General features: G+C 69.1%; 21 protein-coding genes and 1 tRNA gene. 12 read left to right on the forward strand and 10 right to left on the reverse strand.

All coding sequences use genetic code 11. The annotated features are described in order from the left end of the window. The first annotated feature begins 54 nt into the window (after positions 1-54). The 6 genes from U5817_RS03155 (at position 55) to U5817_RS03180 (ending at position 4,699) form a co-directional block, all read left to right on the forward strand. On the forward strand, positions 55-507 hold the full coding sequence (locus tag U5817_RS03155) for a rhodanese-like domain-containing protein (protein WP_169132106.1): 453 nt from the start codon (positions 55-57) through the stop codon (positions 505-507). A gap of 79 nt (positions 508-586) precedes the next feature. Next, positions 587-1,687 (forward strand): quinolinate synthase NadA, encoded by a 1,101-nt coding sequence (nadA, locus tag U5817_RS03160; protein ID WP_407279689.1) that lies wholly within the window; start codon positions 587-589, stop codon positions 1,685-1,687. Between the two features lie 22 nt (positions 1,688-1,709). Continuing rightward, positions 1,710-2,459, forward strand: a complete 750-nt coding sequence (locus U5817_RS03165; RefSeq protein WP_407279690.1) for an endonuclease/exonuclease/phosphatase family protein — start codon at positions 1,710-1,712, stop codon at positions 2,457-2,459. Then, positions 2,456-3,616 (forward strand): cardiolipin synthase ClsB, encoded by a 1,161-nt coding sequence (clsB, locus tag U5817_RS03170; protein ID WP_407279691.1) that lies wholly within the window; start codon positions 2,456-2,458, stop codon positions 3,614-3,616. The genes U5817_RS03165 and clsB overlap by 4 nt, the downstream gene beginning before the upstream one ends. Positions 3,617-3,706: 90 nt before the next feature. Next, the gene (locus U5817_RS03175) at positions 3,707-3,940 is read left to right on the forward strand and encodes a DUF2789 domain-containing protein (protein ID WP_169132102.1); all 234 of its coding nucleotides are present in this window, start codon (positions 3,707-3,709) and stop codon (positions 3,938-3,940) included. A 48-nt stretch (positions 3,941-3,988) separates the two neighbouring features. Further along, positions 3,989-4,699, forward strand: coding sequence for an SDR family oxidoreductase (locus U5817_RS03180; RefSeq protein WP_407279692.1), 711 nt, complete (start codon positions 3,989-3,991; stop codon positions 4,697-4,699). A 7-nt stretch (positions 4,700-4,706) separates the two neighbouring features. Here U5817_RS03180 and gluQRS read toward each other — a convergent pair whose 3' ends face one another. Beyond that, on the reverse strand, positions 4,707-5,633 hold the full coding sequence (gene gluQRS / locus U5817_RS03185) for a tRNA glutamyl-Q(34) synthetase GluQRS (protein ID WP_407279693.1): 927 nt from the start codon (positions 5,631-5,633) through the stop codon (positions 4,707-4,709). A gap of 144 nt (positions 5,634-5,777) precedes the next feature. Here gluQRS and U5817_RS03190 point away from each other — a divergent pair, with 144 nt between their 5' ends. Next, the gene (locus U5817_RS03190; protein WP_407279694.1) at positions 5,778-7,409 is read left to right on the forward strand and encodes an ArnT family glycosyltransferase; all 1,632 of its coding nucleotides are present in this window, start codon (positions 5,778-5,780) and stop codon (positions 7,407-7,409) included. Continuing rightward, positions 7,406-8,695, forward strand: coding sequence for an exo-alpha-sialidase (locus tag U5817_RS03195; protein ID WP_407279695.1), 1,290 nt, complete (start codon positions 7,406-7,408; stop codon positions 8,693-8,695). Before U5817_RS03190 ends, U5817_RS03195 begins: the two co-directional genes overlap by 4 nt. Positions 8,696-9,185: 490 nt before the next feature. Here the strand turns inward: U5817_RS03195 and U5817_RS03200 are convergent, their stop codons facing one another. After that, on the reverse strand, positions 9,186-10,127 hold the full coding sequence (locus U5817_RS03200) for a ChbG/HpnK family deacetylase (RefSeq protein ID WP_169132097.1): 942 nt from the start codon (positions 10,125-10,127) through the stop codon (positions 9,186-9,188). 100 nt (positions 10,128-10,227) lie between these two features. Here U5817_RS03200 and U5817_RS03205 point away from each other — a divergent pair, with 100 nt between their 5' ends. From U5817_RS03205 to U5817_RS03220, 4 genes are all read left to right on the forward strand, one after another. After that, entirely contained in the window at positions 10,228-11,226 is a 999-nt protein-coding gene (locus U5817_RS03205; protein WP_339380109.1) for a glycosyltransferase family 2 protein, read from the forward strand. Then, positions 11,223-12,869: a glycosyltransferase family 39 protein gene (locus U5817_RS03210; RefSeq protein ID WP_407279696.1), complete on the forward strand. Its 1,647-nt coding sequence runs from the start codon at positions 11,223-11,225 to the stop codon at positions 12,867-12,869. The genes U5817_RS03205 and U5817_RS03210 overlap by 4 nt, the downstream gene beginning before the upstream one ends. After that, entirely contained in the window at positions 12,866-13,291 is a 426-nt protein-coding gene (locus tag U5817_RS03215; RefSeq protein ID WP_407279697.1) for a GtrA family protein, read from the forward strand. The genes U5817_RS03210 and U5817_RS03215 overlap by 4 nt, the downstream gene beginning before the upstream one ends. Positions 13,292-13,359: 68 nt before the next feature. Then, positions 13,360-14,004 carry an RluA family pseudouridine synthase gene (locus U5817_RS03220; RefSeq protein WP_407279698.1) on the forward strand — a complete coding sequence of 215 codons (645 nt, stop codon included), beginning with the start codon at positions 13,360-13,362 and terminating at the stop codon, positions 14,002-14,004. A gap of 59 nt (positions 14,005-14,063) precedes the next feature. On the opposite strand, the gene ychF is transcribed toward U5817_RS03220, so the two are convergent. The 8 genes from ychF to U5817_RS03260 all read right to left on the reverse strand — a co-directional run bounded on the left by ychF (position 14,064) and on the right by U5817_RS03260 (position 20,761). Next, positions 14,064-15,155: a redox-regulated ATPase YchF gene (gene ychF, locus U5817_RS03225; protein WP_169132093.1), complete on the reverse strand. Its 1,092-nt coding sequence runs from the start codon at positions 15,153-15,155 to the stop codon at positions 14,064-14,066. Then, a complete protein-coding gene (gene pth, locus U5817_RS03230; RefSeq protein WP_407279699.1) occupies positions 15,152-15,772 on the reverse strand; it encodes an aminoacyl-tRNA hydrolase in 621 nt (206 codons plus the stop codon). The genes ychF and pth overlap by 4 nt, the downstream gene beginning before the upstream one ends. A 48-nt stretch (positions 15,773-15,820) precedes the next feature. Continuing rightward, on the reverse strand, positions 15,821-16,423 hold the full coding sequence (locus U5817_RS03235; RefSeq protein ID WP_169132091.1) for a 50S ribosomal protein L25/general stress protein Ctc: 603 nt from the start codon (positions 16,421-16,423) through the stop codon (positions 15,821-15,823). Between the two features lie 77 nt (positions 16,424-16,500). Then, entirely contained in the window at positions 16,501-17,451 is a 951-nt protein-coding gene (locus U5817_RS03240) for a ribose-phosphate pyrophosphokinase (protein ID WP_169132090.1), read from the reverse strand. Between the two features lie 74 nt (positions 17,452-17,525). Then, positions 17,526-17,602, reverse strand: a tRNA-Gln gene (locus tag U5817_RS03245). A gap of 20 nt (positions 17,603-17,622) precedes the next feature. Continuing rightward, on the reverse strand, positions 17,623-18,477 hold the full coding sequence (gene ispE, locus U5817_RS03250) for a 4-(cytidine 5'-diphospho)-2-C-methyl-D-erythritol kinase (protein ID WP_407279700.1): 855 nt from the start codon (positions 18,475-18,477) through the stop codon (positions 17,623-17,625). Beyond that, a complete protein-coding gene (locus tag U5817_RS03255; RefSeq protein ID WP_169132088.1) occupies positions 18,459-19,049 on the reverse strand; it encodes an outer membrane lipoprotein LolB in 591 nt (196 codons plus the stop codon). Before U5817_RS03255 ends, ispE begins: the two co-directional genes overlap by 19 nt. Continuing rightward, positions 19,046-20,761: a tetratricopeptide repeat protein gene (locus U5817_RS03260; RefSeq protein ID WP_407279701.1), complete on the reverse strand. Its 1,716-nt coding sequence runs from the start codon at positions 20,759-20,761 to the stop codon at positions 19,046-19,048. The genes U5817_RS03255 and U5817_RS03260 overlap by 4 nt, the downstream gene beginning before the upstream one ends. Positions 20,762-20,786 lie beyond the last annotated feature (25 nt).

Below are 20,786 nucleotides of genomic sequence, written 5' to 3' on the forward strand. Positions count from 1 at the left end.
AGCGGTATGGGTATACTCAGGTTCCGATCGAGCAATTCTATCCGGATGGATGCAATGGGAAAGTTGACCGACCTGCTCCGCCTCGCCCAGCAGCGTGCGCAGGAGATGAAGCTCCCGTACGCGGGCGCGTTCACCCCGGCCGAGGCCTGCGAGGTGTGGCGGCTCGCGCCCGGCGCGAAGCTGGTCGACGTGCGTACGCGTGCCGAATGGGACTGGGTCGGTCGCGTGCCCGGTGCGGTCGAGATCGAGTGGATGAGCTATCCGGGCAATGTGCCCAACGCGCACTTCCTCGCGCAGTTCAAGCGCGAGGTCGACCCCGAGGCGCTGGTGATGTTCCTGTGCCGTTCGGGGGCGCGCTCGGACAAGGCGGCGCGCGCCGCGACCGAGGCCGGTTACCAGAGCTGCTACAACGTGCTCGAGGGATTCGAGGGCGACCGCGATGCGAACGGCCAGCGCAACCGCATCGGCGGCTGGCGCCACGCCGGGCTGCCCTGGCAGCAGGGCTGAACGCGCCCGTTCGCCCGTTTGAACCGCCGGCACGCTGCCGGTTTGATTGATGATTCTTGCGACAGAAATACCGAAGACGATGCAGACCGCGACCATCAGTTTCGACCGTTTCAATGCCTTGCGCGACGACGAGGCCCAGGAGCGCATTCGTGCCGCACGTGCCCGCCTGGGCGAGCGCGCCGTGCTGCTGTGCCATCACTACCAGCGTGCCGACGTGTACCAGCACGCCGACCTCACCGGCGACTCGCTGAAGCTGTCGCGGCTCGCCTCGCAGACCGACGCCGAATTCATCGTGTTCTGCGGCGTGCATTTCATGGCCGAGGTGGCCGACATCATGTCGCAGCCGCACCAGAAGGCCATCCTGCCCGACCTCGCGGCCGGCTGCTCGATGGCGGACATGGCGAACCTCGCCAAGGTGGAGCGCTGCTGGCGCGAGTTGCGCGAAGTGCTCGGCACGCCGGACACGCTCATCACGCCGGTGACCTACATCAACTCGGCGGCCGACCTGAAGGCCTTCTGCGGCGAGCACGGCGGCATCGTGTGCACCTCGACGAACGCGCCGGTGATCCTCGACTGGGCCTTCGCGCAGCGCGAGAAGGTGCTGTTCTTCCCCGACCAGCATCTGGGGCGCTGGACCGGCTACAAGAAGGGCATCCCGCTGGAGCAGATGGTGGTGTGGGATCCCGACCTGGAATACGGCGGCCTCACGCCGGAGCAGATCCGCAATGCGAAGATCCTGCTGTGGAAGGGGCACTGCTCGGTGCACCAGATGTTCCAGGAAAGCCATATCCGCCGCTGGCGCATGCAGCATCCCGAGGGCCTGGTGATCTCGCACCCGGAAAGCAGCCTCGAGGTGTGCGTGAATTCGGATTACGTCGGTTCGACCGAGTACATCATCAACGTGATCAAGAACGCGGCGCCGAACACGCACTGGCTGGTCGGCACGGAGCTGAACCTGGTCAATCGCCTGGCCGAGGAAGTGAAGCCGGAAGGCAAGATCGTGCAGTTCATGGCGCCGACGGTGTGCATGTGCTCGACGATGCAGCGCATCGATCCGCAGCATCTGGCGTGGACGCTGGAGAACCTCGCCGACGGCAGGATCGTCAATCACATCCAGGTGCCGCCGCACGAGGCCGAACTCGCCAAGGTGGCGCTGGACCGGATGCTGGCGGTGTCGTGACCGACGGTGCGGAGGCCGGAGCATGAAGCTGCGCATCTGCACCTACAACATCCACAAGGGCTTCTCGCAGTTCAATCGCCGCATGGTGATCCACGAGCTGCGCGACCGCCTGCGCAGCCTCGACGTCGACCTCGTGTTCCTGCAGGAGGTCCAGGGCCTGCATCTGGGGCACGCGAGCCGTCATGCGAACTGGCCCGAGCCCCCGCAGCACGAGTTCCTCGCCCAGGACGTGTGGCACCAGACCGCCTACGGCGGCAACGCCGTGTATGACCATGGCCACCACGGCAACGCGATCCTGAGCCGCTTCCCCATCGTTTCGGCGAGCAATCAGGACGTCTCCGACCACCGCTTCGAGCGTCGCGGTCTGCTGCATTGCGAGGTGCAGATGCCCGGCATGGCGCAGCCGGTGCACTGCGTGTGTGCGCACCTGGGGCTCTTCGCGGGCAGCCGGCGGCGGCAGATGGAGGCGCTCGCGGATCGCATGGAGCGGCTGGCGCCGGACGGCGCGCCGCTGATCATCGCGGGCGACTTCAACGACTGGCGCAACCGGGCGCAGGACCTGTTGGTCGAGCGCCTGCACGTCCGCGATGCGTTCGATTCCGGACGCGGCCGTCCGCCGCGCAGCTTCCCGAGCAAGATGCCGGTGTTCCGGCTCGATCGCATCTACGTGCGGGGCTTCGCGGTGACGCAGGCAGCGGTGCATTCCGGGCCTCCCTGGTCACGCATTTCCGATCACGCCGCACTGACCGCGGAACTGGAGCCCGCCGGGTGAGCGCCTTCGTCGGCGGCAATGCGATCACCCTGCTGGAGAACGGCGCCGATTATTTCCCAGCCTTGCTGCAGGAAGTCGAAGGTGCCAGGCGGGAGATCTTCCTCGAAACCTATATCTTCGAGAACGACGAGGCCGGCGCGCGCGTCGCGGCCGCGCTGGCCCGTGCGGCCGCGCGCGGCGTCGCGGTGCGCGTGCTGGTGGACGGCTTCGGCGGCCGCAGCTTCGTGCGCTCGCTGATGCCGGGGCTGGTAGCGAGCGGCGTGAGCGTGCAGATCTACCGGCGCGAGCTGCGCGTCTTCGCGATGCGGCGCCACCGGCTGCGCCGCCTGCATCGCAAGCTCGTCGTCATCGACGGGCGCGTGGCCTTCGTCGGCGGCATCAACATCGTCGACGACCTGACGCCCGACGGTCCGCCGCACCCGCGCTACGACTACGCGGTACGCGTCGAGGGGCCGCTGGTCGGGCCCATCCTGCACTCGGTGCATCACGTGTGGCGGCTGGTTGCCTGGGCCGGGCTGCGGCAGCGGCGCCCGCAGCCGCTCCTTGCGTCGGCGCGCACCGATCCCGCGGGCAGCGTGCGCGCGAGCTTCCTGATCCGGGACAACCTGCGCCATCGCCGCGACATCGAGGAGGCCTACCTCGATGCGATCGGCGCGGCGCGACGCGAGGTGGTGATCGCGTGCGCGTATTTCTTCCCCGGACGGCGCTTCCGCCAGGCGCTGGTCGATGCCGCGGAACGCGGCGTGGAGGTGGTCCTGCTGCTGCAGGGAGTGTCGGACCACCCGATGCTGCTGTACGCGACGCGAGCCCTGTACCCCTTCTTCCTCGCCCGCGGCATCCGCCTGTTCGAGTACCGGCAGAGCGTCATGCACGCGAAGGTGGCCGCGATCGACGGGCGGTGGGCGACGGTGGGGTCGAGCAACATCGATCCGTTCAGTCTGCTGCTCGCCCGCGAGGCAAATGTGGTGATCGACGATGCCGGCTTTGCGGCGAGTCTGCGCGCGAGCCTCGAGCGCGCGCGCGCGAATGGCGCGCATGAACTGCGCAGCGGCGACTGGGGGCGCCTGTCGCGACTGCGCCGGGTCGCGAGCTGGGCGGCGTACCAACTCGTGCGCCTGGCGATCGGCGTGGCCGGCTACGGCAGCCGGCACGACTGATTCCGTGCCGGGCTGAACTCGACCGCGGCGTGAAAGTCCAAAGGCGTGTCCGGCGACGCGCAGGCGCCGCCCATTCCCTGGAGGTGTGCCATGGAACAGCCGCTCCACACGATGAGCCATCTGTTTGCCCAGCTCGGGCTGCCTTCCGACGAAGCAGAGATCGAACGCTTCATCGCCGCGCATGCGCCCTTGCCGCGCGACGTGGAGCTCGCCCGGGCGCCGTTCTGGTCGCCGCAGCAGGCGGCCTTCCTCAGCGAGGAGCTGAAGGAGGATGCGGACTGGGCCGAGATCGTCGACCAGCTCAACGTCCGCTTGCGTTCCTGATGCTCGTCCGGAGGTGCCGCGCTTCGGTGCGGGACGGGGAGTTTCATCATGGAAGAGCGCATCATCACCGTCGTCAGCGGGGCCAGCCGCGGGCTCGGGCGTGCCGCGGCGCACCGGCTCGCGACGATGGACGGGCATCTGGTGGTTGCCACGGCGCGCAACCCGGAGGACCTGGAGCCGCTGCGCTCCAAGCTCGCCCTCAGCGGCCACGTCATCGAACCGCATCAGCTCGACATCACCGACGATGCATCGGTGATCGCGCTGCGCGACTGGATCGCGGCGCGCTTCGGTCGCGTCGACGTGCTCGTCAACAACGCCGGCATCCTGATCGACCGCCATTCGACCAGCATCCTCGAGCTGCCGCTCGAACAGCTGCGCGAGACGCTGGAGACGAACCTGGTCGGGACGCTGCGCCTCACGCAGGCGCTGCTGCCGCTGATGCGAGCGAGCCGCGCGGGGCGGATCGTCAATGTCGCCTCGAGCATGGGACAGCTGGCGGAAATGGATGCGGGCACGCCCGCCTACCGCATGTCGAAGACGGCGCTCAACGCGCTGACGCGCATCCTCGCGGCGGAGCTCGCGGGGACGCGGATCAAGGTCAATTCGGTGTGCCCGGGCTGGTGCCGCACGGATCTCGGCGGGTCGGAGGCGCCGCGCCTGCCCGAGGAGGGCGTCGAAGTCGTGGTGTGGGCTGCGACCTTGCCCGACGACGGGCCGAGCGGCGGCTTCTTCCGCGACTGTGAGCCGATTTCGTGGTAGCCCGGCTTCAGGAGAGCGTGGCGGCCAGTCCGGCCGGGGCCTGCGCCTGAGTCCGTCGCGGCACGCGTTCGAGCTTCCAGTTCGCGATCGCCCAGGCCCATAGCCCGGCCAGGGGACCGTGCGCGAGTTCGGCGGGCGGCGGGTGGCCGAGGAAGGCGAGCGCCGCCGCAAGCGCCGTGCCCTGCGGCAGGACGTCGATCGGCGCCGCGAGCGTCTGCTTCGAGAGCTTTTCGCCCGCCGCATTGACGACCACCGGCAGGTGCGCGTAACCGGGCGTCGGCACGCCCAGCAGATGCTGCAGGTGGATCTGGCGGCCGGTCGAGCCGAGCAGGTCGGCGCCGCGCACGACGTCGGTGACGCCGGCGGCCGCATCATCGACCACCACCGCGAGCTGGTAGGCGAACTGCCCGTCGCCGCGCAGCACGACGAAGTCGCCCACGTCGCGTGCGAGATCCTCTTCCTGCCGGCCCTGCACGCGGTCGTCGAACGTCACCGTGCCTTGTGCGCGCACCCGCCACGCGTGGGCGCTGCGCCCGGGCGGCAGGCCCTTGCGGCAGGTGCCGGGATAGATGCGCGAGCCGTCGCGCGCGAGCGCGGAGTCGGCCATCTCGCGGCGCGTGCAGGCGCAGGGGAAGACGTGGCCCGCGGCCCTGAGCTGTTCGAATGCGGCGCGATAGGCGTCCAGTCGTCGGCTCTGCCAGGCGATTTCGCCGTCCCAATCGAAGCCGAAGCGTGCCAGCGTCGCGATGATGGCGTCGGCGGCGCCGGGCACCGTGCGCGGGGCATCGACGTCCTCGATGCGCAGCAGCCAGCGACCTCCGCGGCTGCGCGCCTCCAGATAGCTGCCGATCGCGGCGACGAGCGAGCCGAAATGCAACGGCCCGGTCGGGGAGGGCGCGAAGCGGCCGATGTACGGTGGCGGTGCGGGAGGCATGGGGCGGAGGAGGGTGCGGTCGCGGTGCGGTCGCAGGGGCGCAAGCCGCGCATGATAACATTGCGCGCCCCGGCGACCTGCGCCCCGCCGGCGCCTGCGGTTCCCGACCACGTTTCCCTGTTTAGGCTTCCGCCCCGACCCATCGTGACGCCCGATTCCCGAAACCTGTACGGCTTCTACCTGCTGCTGGGCGTGGTGTATCTGGGCGGCCTCTGCGTGCCGCTGATGAACAACGATTCGGCGCACCACGCGACGATCGCGCTGCACATGCACCTCACGGGCGACTATGCGTCGCTCGTGACCCAGGGCGAACCCTACCTGGACAAGCCGCACCTGCTGTTCTGGCTCGCGGCCGGCGCCTACAAGCTGCTGGGCGTCACCACCTTCGCGTTCAAGCTGCCGTCGCTGCTGTTCAGCGTACTGGGCGTCTATGCGACCTACGGCCTCGGGCGTGTGCTGTATTCGCGCGAGGTGGGACGGGTCGCGGCGCTCGTGCTCGCGAGTTCGCTCGCCTTCATCCTCGCGAACAACGACGTGCGCATGGACGCGGTGCTCACCGCGGCGATCGCGTTCTCGATCTGGCAGCTCGCGGAGTTCGCGCACTACCGTCGCTGGACCAGCCTCGTGCTCGCCGCAGTGGGGCTCGCGCTGGGTTTTGCGACCAAGGGGATGATAGGCGTGGCGATGCCGGCGATCGCGATCTTCGTGCATCTGCTGTACCGCCGCGACTGGCGCGGGCTCTTCGATCCGCGCTGGCTCGTGCTGGCGCTGCTCACCCTGGCCTTCGCGGCGCCGGTGCTGTGGTCCTATTACCAGCAATTCGGCATCGACGGGGTGAAGTTCATCCTGTGGTCGCAGAACTTCGAGCGCCTGTCCGGTGGTCGCTTCGGCACGGCGGGCGGGAGCGATCCGCTGTTCTTCTTCCACACCTTCCTGTGGGCCTTCCTGCCATGGTGCCTGCTCGGCGCGGCGGCGGTGTGGGCGCGGGGGCGCGAACTGGTCGCGGCACGGCTGCGGCCGGTGCCCGGGCAGGAGATGCTGACATTGGGCACGATCGCGGTGATGTTCGGCATCATCTCGAGCTCCGGATTCAAGCTGCCGCACTACCTCAACATCCTGCTGCCGCTGTTCTCGGTGCTGCTCGCCTCCTGGCTCGTGCCGCGCATGCGGGCGCCGGCCCCGCGCGGCGCAAAACTGGCGCAGTGGCTGGTGTGGGGCCTGATGGGGGCGCTGGCGCTCGCGCTCAATGCCTGGGCCTTCCCGCTCGATCGCGTCGTCGTCGCGGCCGGTGCCGTGGCATTGACGGTCGCAGGACTCGTCCTCGCGCGCCGGGCGCAGGGCATGGCGCGACTGGTGCTCGCTTCGGTGGCGGTGGCGGCGGTGTTCAATTTCCTGCAGAACTTCAACGTCTATCCGCAGCTGTTGCGCTACCAGGCCGGCAACAATCTGGCGCAGGCCTTGCAGGCGCGCGGCATCGACACCCGGGCGGTGAGGCATCTCGACGCGCGCGCGAACAGTTTCGATGTCTACACCGGACAACTCACCCGGCCTGTGACGCTGGACGAGCTGAAGGCGGCCCGCGAGCCGGTTCTGGTGTATGCGGGCGAGGGCGGACGCAAGGCGATCGAGGAGGCCGGCCTGCGGGTCGAGGTGCTGGCCGAGAACCCCGAGTTCCGCGTCACGCGGCTCAACATCCGCTTCCTCGATCCGGGCCGGCGCGAGCAGACCTTGTCGCGCCATTACGTGCTGCGTGTCACGGGGGGAGGACAGCAATGAATCGCAAAGCATCGCGCGGCCTGCGTGCACTGGCCTTCGCGGCGATCGCCGGCGTGAGCGTGTGGGCGGCCTGGCCGGGGGTTCAGACTGCGCCGGCGGCGGGCTTCGTCGTCCCGGCGGCACCGGCACGCAGTGGCGAGGCGAGCGTGCCGCAGCTCGCGAGCTTCGTCGTGAATGCGGCCGAGCCGGCACGCGTGCACGCCGCCTCGATCGCCGCGCTACCCGACGGAAGGCTGTTCTCGGCCTGGTTCGGCGGCTCGCGCGAGGGCGCGACCGACGTGAAGGTCCATGCCGCCTTCTTCGATCCGGCGGCCGGGCGCTGGGGCGAGCAGCTCACGATCGCGACGCCGGAGCAGACGACGCGCGATCTCGGCCGCCTCGTGCGCAAGATGGGTAACCCGGTCGCCTTCATGGTGCCATCGGGCGAGCTGTGGGTCGTGTATGTGAGCGTGACCGTGGGCGGCTGGGCGACCAGCCACCTCAATCTGATCCGTTCGTCCGACCAGGGGCGGACCTGGGCTCCGGCGACGCGGCTGGTCGCCTCGCCGTTCCTGAACCTCAGCACGCTCGCGAAGGGCGCCCCGGTGTTCTTCGCCGACGGCGACATCGGTTTGCCGGTGTATCACGAGATGGCCGGCAAGTTCGGCGAACTGCTCGTGCTGACGCCGGATGGTCGGGTGCGGCGCAAGCAGCGTCTGGATCACGGCAACCGTTCGCTGCAGCCGGTGGTCCTGGTCAAGGATGCGCTGGCTGCGGTCGTGCTGCAGCGCTTTGCGGGCGAGAGCAAGCCGCCGCGCGCCTGGCGCAGCGAGACGCGCGACGGCGGGCGCACGTGGTCCGCCGTCGAGGCGAGCGATCTCGCGAACCCGAATTCGGCGCTGGCCGCGCTCGCGCTGGAAGACGGCCGCCTCATCGCGGTGGCCAACGACACCGAGGACGAGCGGCTGCGCCTGTCGCTCCTGGTGAGCGACGACGACGGCCGCCACTGGCGCGCGATCCATCGTTTCGAGGATCGCGAGGAGTTCCTCGGCCGCAGCTTCGGCCCCGACGTGCTGCGCCCCCTGCTGACGCGCGACGTCGAGTCGCTCGGGCCGGGGCCGGCGACGGACTCCGTGTTGCGCAATGCCGAGGCGAACCTCTGCCGCGGCGAGACCTGCTCCTGGCAGTACGATTATCCCTACCTCGTGCGCGGCGCCGACGGCGACTTCCACCTCGTGTATACGTGGAATCGCTCCTTCATCCGCCATCTGCGCTTCAACCGGGCCTGGCTGGAGGAAAGACTGTGATCCCCGCGCTGTTCGACTCCCTCGCGTGGGCCTGTGCGTTCGCACTGTGCGTGCCGGGACTGCGCGGTCGGCCCGGAGCCGCCGCGGCGGTGGTCCTTGCAGTCGCGACGCTGCTGTGGGTGCCCTTTGGCGGAACGAGCCTGCTGGCGGTGCTGAGCGGTGCCGTCGGGGCCGCATCGGTGGCGACGGTGGCAACCCTCGCGGCCCTGCTGTGCGCGCGCTGCGCGGGCGAATGCGTGTTTCCCCGCAGCGAGCGCGTGCTCGTTGCGGCGCTGGCTGCCGTCACCGGGCCGTTGTTCTACCCGCCCGCGCTGGGGCTGGGGGCTGTCGATCCCTATGCGTGGGGCTACGGCGGTGCGGCGATGCCGCTGGCTGTTGGCGCAGTCGCGCTTGCGGCGGCTGCGGCGCGGCGGTGGGTGATCGCCACGGCGCTCGCGGCCGCGCTCGCCATGTGGCGTCTGCAGCTGCTCGAATCGAGCAACCTGTGGGACTACCTGATCGACCCGCTGCTCGCGTCGGGCGGGCTGGTCTGGCTGATCGCCGGCGCGGGGCGCGCGAAAGCGGCGAAGCGTGCCGGATGCAGACCCGCCGCAGCCAGGTCCTCGGCGAACGCGGGCGAGGCCAGGTAGGCGAGTTCGGTCTCGCGCGGCGTCGTGAGCGTGTCGCACGCGCGCAGTTCGTCATCGACACGGCCCGGGTGCACATGCACAAGCGGCCGCGGCCCGCTGCCGGCGAGGAAGGACTGCATCAGCGTACGGAACGGGATCCGCCCGGAAAAGTCGTGCAGCCCCGCGAAGCCGCTGTTCGCGGGCAGGCCGCGGCGGCGCAGCAGCCGGTGCAGGCCGACGCCGAGCGTGGAGATCAGCAAGGCCTTCGGCAGGGCCGTGCGACGCTGCAGACAGCGCGTCAGCGGCTCGCAGCAATCGCGCACCCACACCGAGCCGGCGGGGTAGCGACGCAACAGTTCCTCGACGACAACCTCGCGTATGCCCGGCAGCACGTGGGCGTGCTGATGGCCGTCGATGTAGTCGGGCGGGGCGTTCCAGGCGTCCTCGAAGGCGTCCAGCTGCGCGCACAGCTCGGTGCGTATCGCCTGTCGCGGCAGTGCCCGTGCGAGCGCGCGTGGAAGCAGCCGGCCCATCGACGGCAGCCGGCCGGCCTGCGCGAATCCGGTCGCCGCGCTGAGCGGCACGTGATCGGTCAGCGTGAGATGCAGCCCGACGTCGGCCGGATGCGTCGCGACGGTTTTGCGCAGCAGGCCCGCGCGCCGTTTCCAGTCGGGCAGCGGAGTCATGCAGCTCGTCGCGGACAGGCGTCCGGCCGCGATCAGTCCGGCGATCGCTTCGCTGACGCCCGGTGCGATGCCGTAGTCGTCGGCGCAGACGATGATCGGGCGGGCCGGAAGGCGGTCGGTGGAGGGCTGTTCGTTCATGGCCCTCCTTATAGCGGCTCCGGCGTCAACGCGCCAGCGCCCGTTTGCGTTTATCCTGCGAGGTTTGGCGCCTCGCCCATCCATCATCCGCCGGAATAACGTGCCTGCTTCCACCACCCGCGCACCCGTGCGTGCCGCTCCGTCCCCCGTTTCCCCACCGCTGCTGTCGGTCGTGATCCCGCTGTACAACGAGAGCGGCTCGCTCGGGGAATTGCACCGGCGCGTGAAGGCGGCCATAGCCGGCTTGCCCTTGGCCGGGCACGAACTGGTTTTCGTCGACGACGGCAGCCGCGACACGACCTTCGACGAGGTCGCGGCGCTGGCCGCCATCGACCCCGCGATCCGGGCGATCCGCTTTGCGCGCAACTTCGGCAAGGAGGCCGCGATGGCCGCCGGCCTGCGCGCGGCGCGCGGCGACGTCATCGTGCTGATGGACGGCGACCTGCAGCATCCGCCCGAGCTCATCCCAGAGATGCTCGCGCGCTGGCAGAGCGGCGCGAAGATGGTGACCGCCGTGCGTCGCTCGCGCGACACCGATCCCTGGCTGCGGCGCCAGCTCTCGCGCGGCTTCTACGGCCTCTTCAAGCGTGTCTCGGAAGTCGCGCTGGAGGAGGGGGGCGGCGACTTCCGCCTCTTCGACCGCGCGGTCGTCGATGCCATCAACAGCCTGCCCGAGCGTACCCGCTTCATGAAGGGCATCACGAGCTGGGTGGGCTTCCGCCAGGAGACGATCGACTTCGAGCCTGCCGAGCGCGCCGCGGGGGCGTCCGCCTGGTCGCTGCTGCGCCTGCTGCGCTACGCGATCGACGGGCTGTCGGCCTTCAGCACGCTGCCGCTGCGCGTGTGGTCGATGGTCGGGATCTGCATTTCCGGCCTGTCCGTGCTGTACGGCGGCTGGCTGGTGGTGCGCACCGCGATCTTCGGCATCGACGTCCCCGGCTACGCGTCGCTCATCGTCTCGGTGCTGTTCCTGTCCGGCATCCAGCTGATCAGCCTGGGCGTGCTCGGCGAATACGTCGGGCGCATCTTCACCGAGGTCAAGCAGCGGCCGCTGTACCTGGTATCCGAGCGCATCGGCTTCGACGAGGCGGCCAAGTGAGCGATCGTGCCGTCGTTCCGGGCGCGCCGGGCGCGTCCGCAGGCATCTTGTCGCCGCAGCTCGCCTTCCGCCTCGCGCTGCTCGTGTTCGCCGTCCTCGGCGCCTATGTGCTGTTCGCGTTCGACCAGCACGGCATCAGCAACGACGAGGAGGTGCAGCACGTCTACGGGCGCCTGCTGCTCGACTTCTACGCCTCGGGCTTCGCCGACCGCAGCGCCTTCGCCTACAAGAACCTCTATCTCTACGGCGGCCTCTTCGACCTGATTGCCGCGGCGCTCGAGCGCGTCGTGCCGATGAACGTGTGGGATCTGCGCCACCTGCTGTCGGCAGGTTTCGGCCTGCTCGGGCTGGCGGGCACCTGGCTGCTCGCGCGCCTGCTGATGGGCGAGGCCGCGGGGCTGGTCGCCCTCGCGCTTCTCGCCCTGACCGGTGCGTGGTCCGGCGCGATGTTCACGCACACCAAGGACGTGCCCTTCGCGACGACGATGGTGTGGTCGCTGTATTTCACGACACGTTTCGCAAGCCGCCTGCCGGCAGTGAAGGCGGGCGATCTCGTCGGCCTTGGCATCGCGCTCGGCTGCGCCTTCGGCCTGCGCGTCGGCGCCGTGTTCGCGGTGTTCTACCTCGGGGTCGCCGTGCTCGCGGCGGCCTGGCTGAACGGCGCGGATCTGCGTGCGCGGCTCGCCGTGCTGCGGCGCGCGATCCTTGCGCTGCTGCCTTCGGCCGTGCTCGCGTTCGCGCTGCTGGGCCTCTTCTGGCCGTGGGCGGTGCAATCGGGGGGCAACCTCGTGAAGGCGATGACGACCTTCTCGCGCTTCTCCTTCGAGCTGTACACGATCCTCGACGGCGCGGTGATGAAGAACGGCGAGGTGCCCGGCCACTACCTCGCGAGCTATCTGCTCGTGCGCCTGCCCGAGTTGTTCCTGCTCGGCGTCGCGCTCGCCCTGCTGAGCGCGCTGCGCGCGCTCCCCGGCCTGTTCGCGTCGGAAAAGGGCCGCAGCGCGACCCTGCGCTGGCTGCCGGTGACGCTCGCAGCCGCATTTCCGCTCACCTACACGCTGCTCGCGGCGCCGCCGCTCTACAACGGCATCCGGCATTTCACCTTCCTGCTGCCGCCGCTGGCGGTGCTCGGCGGCGCGGGACTCGTTGCGACCGCGGCGCGCCTTGCCCGGTTTCCGGCCATGCGCGTGCTGGCCGGGGGCGTCTGTGCGCTGCTCGCCGTCACGCATCTCGTGACGCTCGTGCGCCTGCATCCATACGAGTACGTAGCCTACAACGGCCTCACCGGCGGCCTGCGCGGCACCGAAGGACGCTGGGAGCAGGACTACTGGGGCGACGCGCTGCGCGAGGCGGCGGGACTCCTCAATGCCCGCGTCGCGGCCGAGGGGGCCGCACCGCGCACCTGGACCGTCGCCGTATGCGCCGAATCGGTGCAAGGCGCGGCGTGGCTCGCGCCGGGGCTGGAGGTCACGCGCGACTGGCGTGCCGCCGATTTCTTCCTCTCGCCGACGCACATGGACTGCGACACGGCGGTGAAGGGCGAGATCATCGGTGAAGTTGCGCGCGAAAGCGTCGCCTTGGCCGTCGTGCGCGACCGGCGCATGCTCGTCGGCGCTGATCGCGAACCGCGTCCGCCGCAATGAGCGTGCGCGATCGTCTGCGTGGCCACGCCGGCCGCGTCCTGCGCTTTGCCGCCGTCGGAGCGGTCGGCACCGCCGCCCATTACGCCCTGCTGCTCGCGCTGGTCGAAGGCGCGGGCGTCGATCCGATCGTCGGATCGGTCGCGGGGTTCCTGCTCGGCGCGCTCGTGAACTACACGATGAACCGCAGCCTCGTGTTCCGCTCCGACCGCGCCCACGTCGAGGCGCTGCCGCGCTTCCTCGCGATCGCCGGCATGGGTCTGTGCTGGAATGCCCTGCTGATGTATCTGTTCGTCGATCTCGTGGGCGTGCATTACCTCATTGCGCAGATCGTCACGACGGCCATCCTGCTCGGCTGGCATTACGTCGGCAATGCCTTGTGGACCTTCCGCAAGCATCCGGCGGGCACGCGTGGCGAGCGTTAGAATGGGCGCTGTTCCGATCTGCAGCGAACGCACCGCGAAGCTCAGCCGCTTTCTCCGTCTCGACTAACGTGCCACATCTCGAACCCCGGATCGTCTACGCCGACGACTACATCATCGTCGCCGAGAAGCCCGCCGGCCTGCTGTCAGTGCCAGGTCGCGGCGAACACAAGCAGGACTGCCTCATTGCCCGCATCCAGAAGACCTACCCGGATGCGCGCATCGTCCATCGTCTGGACTACGACACCTCTGGCCTGATCGTCCTTGCGCGCGGTGCGGAGATGCACCGCCGGCTCAGCATGGCTTTCGAGAAGCGTGAGGTGGACAAGCGCTACTTTGCGCTCGTGCACGGCCACGTCCTGTCACAGGACGGCGAGGTCGACCTGCCGCTGATCGTCGACTGGCCGAACCGCCCGCGCCAGATGGTGGATCCCGTGAACGGCCGGCGCGCGCTGACCAACTACCGCGTCCTCGAGCGCAGCGGCATGGGCGCCGAAGCCGTCTCGCGCGTCGAGCTCGAACCCGTGACCGGGCGCTCGCACCAGTTGCGCGTCCACATGATGACGATCGGTCACGCGATCCTCGGCGATTCGCTCTACGCCCCGCCCGAAAGCGCCGAGCGTCACCCGCGGCTGCACCTGCACGCGGCGATGCTCGCGTTCGCGCACCCCGAAACGAAGCGGCCGATGAAGTTCGTCAGCCCCGTGCCGTTCTGAACGGCAGAAACAAGAAAGCCCGGCGGACCGGGCTTTTCGGGGGGGGGGGGCGAGGCGGCTCAGACGTTGAACAGGAAGTTCAAGACGTCGCCGTCCTTGACGACGTATTCCTTGCCTTCCGCACGCATCTTGCCCGCTTCCTTCGCGCCCGCTTCGCCCTTGTAGGCGATGAAGTCGTCGTAGGCGATCGTCTGCGCACGGATGAAGCCGCGCTCGAAGTCGGTGTGGATCACGCCTGCGGCCTGCGGGGCGGTGTCGCCGACGTGGATCGTCCAGGCGCGCACTTCCTTCACGCCGGCGGTGAAGTAGGTCTGCAGGCCCAGCAGCTTGTAGCCGGCGCGGATCAGGCGATCCAGGCCCGGCTCGTCAAGGCCCATCGACTCGAGGAAATCCTTCTTGTCGGCGTCGTCGAGGTCGGCGATCTCGGCCTCGATCGCGGCGCACAGCGCCACGACTTCGGCGCCTTCCGCCTTCGCGTGGGCGCGCACGGCGTCCAGGTGCGGATTGTTCTCGAAGCCGTCCTCGGCGACGTTTGCCGCATACAGCACGGGCTTCGCGGTGATCAGGCAGAAGGGCTTGAGGCTCGCCCATTCTTCCTTGCTGAGGTCCAGCGCGCGCACCGGCTTCGCCTCGTTCAATTGGGCGAGGCACTTCTCCAGCACCGCGACGAGGATCTTGGCGTCCTTGTCGCCCGCCGCGGCGGGGCGCTTGTAGCGATTGACGGCCTTCTCGACGGTGGCCATGTCGGCCAGCGCGAGTTCGGTATCGATGACCTCGATGTCGCGGATCGGATCGACGGTGCCGGAGACGTGCACGACGTTGTCATCGGCGAAGCAGCGCACGACGTGCACGATCGCGTCGGTCTCGCGGATGTTGGCGAGGAACTGGTTGCCCAGGCCTTCGCCCTTCGACGCGCCCGCGACCAGGCCGGCGATGTCGACGAACTCGACGATCGCGGGCTGGATCTTCTGCGGCTTGACGATCTCGGACAGCGCGGCGAGGCGCGGATCGGGCACCTCGACGATGCCGACGTTCGGCTCGATGGTGCAGAACGGGTAGTTGGCCGCTTCGATGCCGGCCTTCGTGAGGGCATTGAACAGGGTCGACTTGCCGACGTTGGGCAGGCCGACGATGCCGCATTTGAGGCTCATGGGCTGGGTTCTTCCTTGGATTTGGCCGGTTTTGGTGCGGCCGGACGGGCATTCAGGCGGGTTCCGGCAGCGTTCCAGTCGCCGCGGGCGATTGTCGGCCAGGTCGCGAGCGCGCGTTCCATGGCTTCGTCGATGAGCGCCTGCTCCTCGCGGCGCGCGGGCTTCAGCACGAAGTTGACGACCTCGTTGCGGTCGCCCGGATGGCCGATGCCGATGCGCAGGCGCCAGTAGTCGTTGGTGCCGAGATGGGCCGAGGTGTCCTTGAGGCCGTTGTGGCCGCCCAGGCCGCCGCCGAATTTCAGGCGCAGTTGGCCCGGAGGGATGTCGAGTTCGTCATGGACGACGAGGATCTCGGCCGGGGTGATGCGGTAGAAGCGCGCGAGGGCGCCGATGGCTTGCCCCGAGCGGTTCATGAAGGTCTGGGGCATCAGCAGCCAGACGCCGGCTTCGCGGGCATTGGCGACCAGGCCGTGGAAACGCGATTCGTGGCTGAAGCGCACGCCGAGCTTGTCGGCAAGGCGCTCACAAAACCAAAACCCGGCATTGTGCCGGGTCTCGGTGTATTCGGCGCCGGGATTGCCGAGGCCGACGATGAGACGCGGTGCTGCGGCGCTCATCGTGTCGGTTCCTGCGTCATCCCGGCGGGGCTTCCCGAGGCGTCAGCCTCAGGCAGCAGCGCCTTCGGCGCCTTCTTCAGCGGCAGCGCCCTTGACGGTGACGGCGGTCGCGACGACCGGGTCGCCCTCGCCGTGCGCAACCAGCTCGACGCCGGCCGGCAGCGGGAGCTGCGACACGTGGATCGACTCGCCGGCCTGCAGGTTGGCGAGGTCGACTTCGATGAACTCCGGCAGGTTGCCCGGCAGGCAGGAGACATCGACTTCGGTGATGGTGTGCGAGATCATGCAGCCGCCGAGCTTGACGGCCGGGCTCACGTCGCCGTTCACGAAGTGCAGCGGCACCTTCAGGTGGATCTTCTGGCTCGCATCGACGCGCTGGAAGTCCAGGTGCAGGACTTGCTGGCGGAACGGGTGCCACTGGGTGTCACGCAGCAGGACGGGCTGCTTCACGCCGTCGACGTTCACCGACAGGATCGATGCGTGGAAGGCTTCCTTGCGCAGCAGGTGGTACAGCTCGTTGTGGTCCAGCGCGATGGCCTGGGCTTCGCCCGAACCGTAGATGATGCCCGGGATCTGGCCGGCGCGACGCAGGCGGCGGCTCGCACCCGTGCCCTGTTCCACGCGCTTGGTGGCCTTGAATTCGATTTGCATTGCGATACTCCTGGTTGAAACGATCCGTCCGCGACCAGACGGATGGGTTGAATCCCCGGCAGAGCCGGGGACGAAATTCATTCCATGAACAGCGAGCTGACCGATTCCTCGTTGCTGATGCGCAGCATGGTGTCGGCGAGCAGCGAGGCAACCGAAACCTGGCGGATGCGCGAACAGGCCTTGGCGTCGTCGCGCAGCGGGATTGTGTCGGTGACGACCAGCTCGTCGAGGTCGGACTCGGAGATGCGCGAGACCGCGGCGCCCGACAGCACGGCGTGCGTGCAGTAGGCCAGCACGCGGCGGGCGCCGTGCTCCTTCAGCGCGGTGGCCGCCTTGCACAGCGTGCCGGCGGTGTCGACGATGTCGTCCATGATCACGCAGGTGCGATCCTTGACCTCGCCGATGATGTTCATGACTTCCGAGACGTTGGCCTTCGGACGGCGCTTGTCGATGATCGCGAGGTCGCATTCCATGCGCTTCGCGAAGGCGCGCGCACGGACCACGCCGCCGACGTCGGGGGAGACGACCAGCAGGTCGTCGTAGTTCTGCTTGTCGAGGTCGGCGAGCAGCACCGGTGCGGCATACACGTTATCGACGGCGATGTCGAAGAAGCCCTGGATCTGGTCGGCGTGCAGGTCCATCGTCAGCAGGCGCTGGACGCCGACGGCCTGCAGCATGTTGGCGACCACCTTCGCGGTGATCGGCACACGCGCCGAACGCGGGCGGCGATCCTGGCGGGCGTAGCCGAAGTAGGGGATGGCGGCGGTGATGCGGCCGGCCGACGCGCGCTTGAGGGCGTCGACCAGGACCACCAGTTCCATCAGGTTTTCGTTCGTCGGCGTGCAGGTCGGCTGGAGGATGAAGACATCCTTGCCGCGCACGTTCTCGAGCAGCTCGACGTTGACCTCGCCGTCGGAGAAGCGGCCCACCGTGGCCGAGCCGATGGAAATGCCCAGTCTGCGCACGACATCCGCCGCGAGTTTGGGGTTGGCGTTGCCGGTGAAGACCATCAGGCTGCCGTAGGCCATGTCCGAATCTCCGATGCCGCTAGAATGGCAGGGTAAAAACGACTCGGGCAGGCGCGAGGCCTGCCCGAATGTGTTGGCTGGGGAGGAAGGATTCGAACCCTCGAATGCCGGAATCAAAATCCGGTGCCTTGACCAACTTGGCGACTCCCCAATGAAACCTGTTTCGCCTGCTCAATCGAGCCAGTCGCTCAGCGGATGTCTCGCCAGACTTTTCGCCTTCCATGCCCGCATCGGCGCAGGGCATCTTTCGACGACGTCTTTCGCTTTCATCTCGCTGCCAACCTCGGCAAACACGCAGGCGCCCGATCCGGTCATCCGCGCGGGCGCAAACTGCGCCAGCCACTCGATTGCCGCACCGACCTCAGGATACCGATTGCATGCTACGCGTTGCAGATCGTTACGGGTGGTGCTTGCTGCGAAGTCCGTAATTCTGATTGGTTCCGTGTTTCGCGTCAACTCCTCTGCGCGGAAAATTTCTGCGGTGGGCACCAGCACCGGCGGTGCGACGACGACGTACCACGCCGGCGGCAGCGTGAGCGGCTGCAGTTCCTCGCCGACGCCCTCGGCGAAGGCGTCACGCCCGAAGATGAAGAAGGGGACGTCGGCACCGAGCTGCAGGCCCAGATGCGCGAGCGCGGGGCGGCTCAGTCCGGTGCCCCACAGGCGGTTCAGCGCGATCAGGGTGGTTGCGGCGTCGGAGCTGCCGCCACCCAGGCCGCCGCCCATGGGCAGGCGCTTGTCGATGGAGATGTCCGCGCCGCGGCGGCAACCGGTCGCCTGCTGCAGCAAGCGGCCCGCGCGCACGACGAGATCCTGTTCCGCCGGTACGCCGGCGACTTCGGTCGTGCGGCGCACGGCGTCGTCCGCGCGCAGGGCGAAGTCGAGGCTGTCGCCCCAGTCGAGCATGCGAAAGGCAGTCTGCAGCAGGTGATAGCCGTCGGCGCGGCGGCCGACGACGTGCAGGAAGAGGTTGAGCTTGGCCGGTGCGGGACAGCGTTCGAGGCGGGTCAACGGCGGGGCGTCCATTGGTCGATGAGGAGCCGGATGCGGGCATCGCCCCAGGTGGCGTCGATGCGGCGCGGCGGGGCGTCGGCTGCCGGGCCGGCGTACTCGACGTAGTCGATGATCCAGCCGGCGTCGGAGATGCGTGTCGGGCGGCCGGCTTCGTCGAGGCTCAGCACGCGCGCGCCGGGTCGGGTCGAGGCCTGCACCCAGTGCTGCAGTCCGTCGATCGGGGCGGGGACGCCCAGCAGGCGCGGCAGGATGGTGTCGGCGTCGGCGGCCTGCTCGGCGCTGCCGTCGGCGGTGAGCAGCATCGCGCCGCGCGGGGTGCGCACGAGCTGGCCGACGATCTGCCCGAGCGGGCTATACACGGTCCATTCGTCGGCGACCGGCGTGTGCGACCAGGTGATGGATCCGTTCGCGGCGCGTTCGCCGTCGCTGGCGGCGAGGCGTCCTTCAAGCTCGAACGCCGCGGCCACCGGGCGCGGCACGGCGGCGAGGCTGCGTGCCGTCTGGCTCGCGCAGCCGGCCAGCACCAGGGCGGCGAGCGTCGCGGCGAACGCCCGCACGGCGGTCCGGGGGGCTGCGCGCTTCATTGGCCGCGCAGGCGCTTGACGGTGGATTTCAGCGCGTCGTTGTCGGGGTTGGTCTTGAGCGCCTCGTCCCACACGCGCGATGCGTCGGACTGGCGCTTGAGGGTCCACAGCACTTCGCCGAGGTGGGCAGCGATCTCGGGATCCTGGCGCATGCCGTAGGCCTTTTCGAGGTGGGCGAGGGCGCCGGCCGCGTCGTTGCGGCGGAAGCGTACCCAGCCCATGCTGTCGAGGATGAAGGGGTCGTCGGGGGTGAGTTCGAGTGCGCGCACGATCAGCGCCTCGGCCTCGTCGAGGCGCAGGCCGCGGTCGGCGAGGGAGTAGCCCAGCGCGTTGTAGGCGTGCGAGAAGTCCGGGCGCAGCGCGATCAGCTTGCGTAGCCGCCCTTCCATGATCTCGTGCTTGCCGAGGCTCTCGGCCAGCATCGACGATTCGTACAGCAGGTCGGTGTCGTCGGCGTTGTCGCGCAGGGCGCTGTCGATCAGCTCGAAGGCTTCGGCGTCCTTGCCTGCGCCGCGCAGGAGCTGGGCCTCGGCGAGCAGCAGGCGCTTGCGCTCGGACTGTTCGACCTTGACGCCGCGCAGGTGCTCGCGCGCTTCCTTGAGCTTGCCGTCGCGTGCGAGCACCGAGGCGATGCGCAACTGGGCGTCGAAGTGCTGCGGCCCCGGTTCGATGGCACGATACCAGCGCAGGGCGGTTTCGCTGTCATTGCGCCGTTCGGCGACCTGCCCGAGGTTGAGGCGGATGCTGTCGTCGTCCGGGTGGCCGGCGTTGAGTGCGCGTTCGAGCTGGGTCACCGCGACGTCGTAGTCTTCCAGCTGGGCGGACAGCAGGCCGACGGCGTACATCAGCTCGCGGTCGTCGGGCGCGCCGTCGAGCAGCCGGCGGAATTCCGCGCGCGCCGCCTCGAACTGCCGCGTCGACACCAGCGCGCGCGCATGGGCGAGGCGGGCGTTGCGGCTGTCGGGGTGGCGCTCGAGGTATTCGCGAACGAGTTTCGTGGCCTCCTGCATCGCGCCGGATTGCGACAGGAGCTGCGCCTTGAACAGCACGGCGGGCTCCCAGTCCGCGCGCAGGCGCAGCGCGGTGTCGATCGATGCGATGGATTCCATGATGTCGCCGGCGCCGACGGCGGCCTGGGCGCGGGCGAAATGGGCTTCGGGATGGCTGGTGTAGGGCTCCGTCAGGCGCATCACGATGCCCTTGACGGCTTCCTTGTCCTGCACGCGCGAGAAGGCGCGGTTGAGGCCCATCAGGTGGTTGTCGAGGTTCTCGGGGGACTGCGCGAGCAGGCGTGCGAGTTGTGCCTGGACCTGTTCGAGCTGTCCGTCGCCGCCGGCCAGCAGGCCGGCGAGGATGCGGCGCGCTTCCTCGGAGTCGGGGTCGGCTTCGGACCAGATGCGGGCGGCGTCGATCGCCGCGGGCATGTTGCGCGCATACAGCGCGACTTCCATCGCGCGGCGCGCAATGCGCGGGTCGCGCGTGCGCTGGGCGAGGTCGGCATAGGCCTGCACGGCGACGCCGATCTCGCCGCGTGCGCCCGCGATTTCGGCCAGCAGGAAGGTATATAGCGTGCGGGCGCTGAGTTCCTGGCCGGGCAGCGCGGCTGCGGGCGCCGTGTCGTCCGGGGCGGGTGCTGACTGGGCGGAGGCCGGGAAGGCCAGCGCGATGGCCAGTCCCAGACCGGAAGCGAACGAGGAGATGAGGCGATTCATGTACTTGGCCCAGAGGGGATTGCAC

This window comes from Aromatoleum evansii, from assembly GCF_045689615.1.
Classification (GTDB): Bacteria; Pseudomonadota; Gammaproteobacteria; order Burkholderiales; family Rhodocyclaceae; genus Aromatoleum; species Aromatoleum evansii.

Bases quoted from the DNA above. Each gene is read 5' to 3' on its own strand.
- U5817_RS03155 (WP_169132106.1), top strand. From the start codon at position 55: ATGGGAAAGTTGACCGACCTGCTCCGCCTCGCCCAGCAGCGTGCGCAG.
- nadA (WP_407279689.1), top strand. From the start codon at position 587: ATGCAGACCGCGACCATCAGTTTCGACCGTTTCAATGCCTTGCGCGAC.
- U5817_RS03165 (WP_407279690.1), top strand. From the start codon at position 1,710: ATGAAGCTGCGCATCTGCACCTACAACATCCACAAGGGCTTCTCGCAG.
- U5817_RS03175 (WP_169132102.1), top strand. From the start codon at position 3,707: ATGGAACAGCCGCTCCACACGATGAGCCATCTGTTTGCCCAGCTCGGG.
- U5817_RS03180 (WP_407279692.1), top strand. From the start codon at position 3,989: ATGGAAGAGCGCATCATCACCGTCGTCAGCGGGGCCAGCCGCGGGCTC.
- gluQRS (WP_407279693.1), bottom strand. From the start codon at position 5,633: ATGCCTCCCGCACCGCCACCGTACATCGGCCGCTTCGCGCCCTCCCCG.
- U5817_RS03195 (WP_407279695.1), top strand. From the start codon at position 7,406: ATGAATCGCAAAGCATCGCGCGGCCTGCGTGCACTGGCCTTCGCGGCG.
- U5817_RS03200 (WP_169132097.1), bottom strand. From the start codon at position 10,127: ATGAACGAACAGCCCTCCACCGACCGCCTTCCGGCCCGCCCGATCATC.
- U5817_RS03215 (WP_407279697.1), top strand. From the start codon at position 12,866: ATGAGCGTGCGCGATCGTCTGCGTGGCCACGCCGGCCGCGTCCTGCGC.
- ychF (WP_169132093.1), bottom strand. From the start codon at position 15,155: ATGAGCCTCAAATGCGGCATCGTCGGCCTGCCCAACGTCGGCAAGTCG.
- pth (WP_407279699.1), bottom strand. From the start codon at position 15,772: ATGAGCGCCGCAGCACCGCGTCTCATCGTCGGCCTCGGCAATCCCGGC.
- U5817_RS03235 (WP_169132091.1), bottom strand. From the start codon at position 16,423: ATGCAAATCGAATTCAAGGCCACCAAGCGCGTGGAACAGGGCACGGGT.
- U5817_RS03240 (WP_169132090.1), bottom strand. From the start codon at position 17,451: ATGGCCTACGGCAGCCTGATGGTCTTCACCGGCAACGCCAACCCCAAA.
- ispE (WP_407279700.1), bottom strand. From the start codon at position 18,477: ATGGACGCCCCGCCGTTGACCCGCCTCGAACGCTGTCCCGCACCGGCC.
- U5817_RS03255 (WP_169132088.1), bottom strand. From the start codon at position 19,049: ATGAAGCGCGCAGCCCCCCGGACCGCCGTGCGGGCGTTCGCCGCGACG.
- U5817_RS03260 (WP_407279701.1), bottom strand. From the start codon at position 20,761: ATGAATCGCCTCATCTCCTCGTTCGCTTCCGGTCTGGGACTGGCCATC.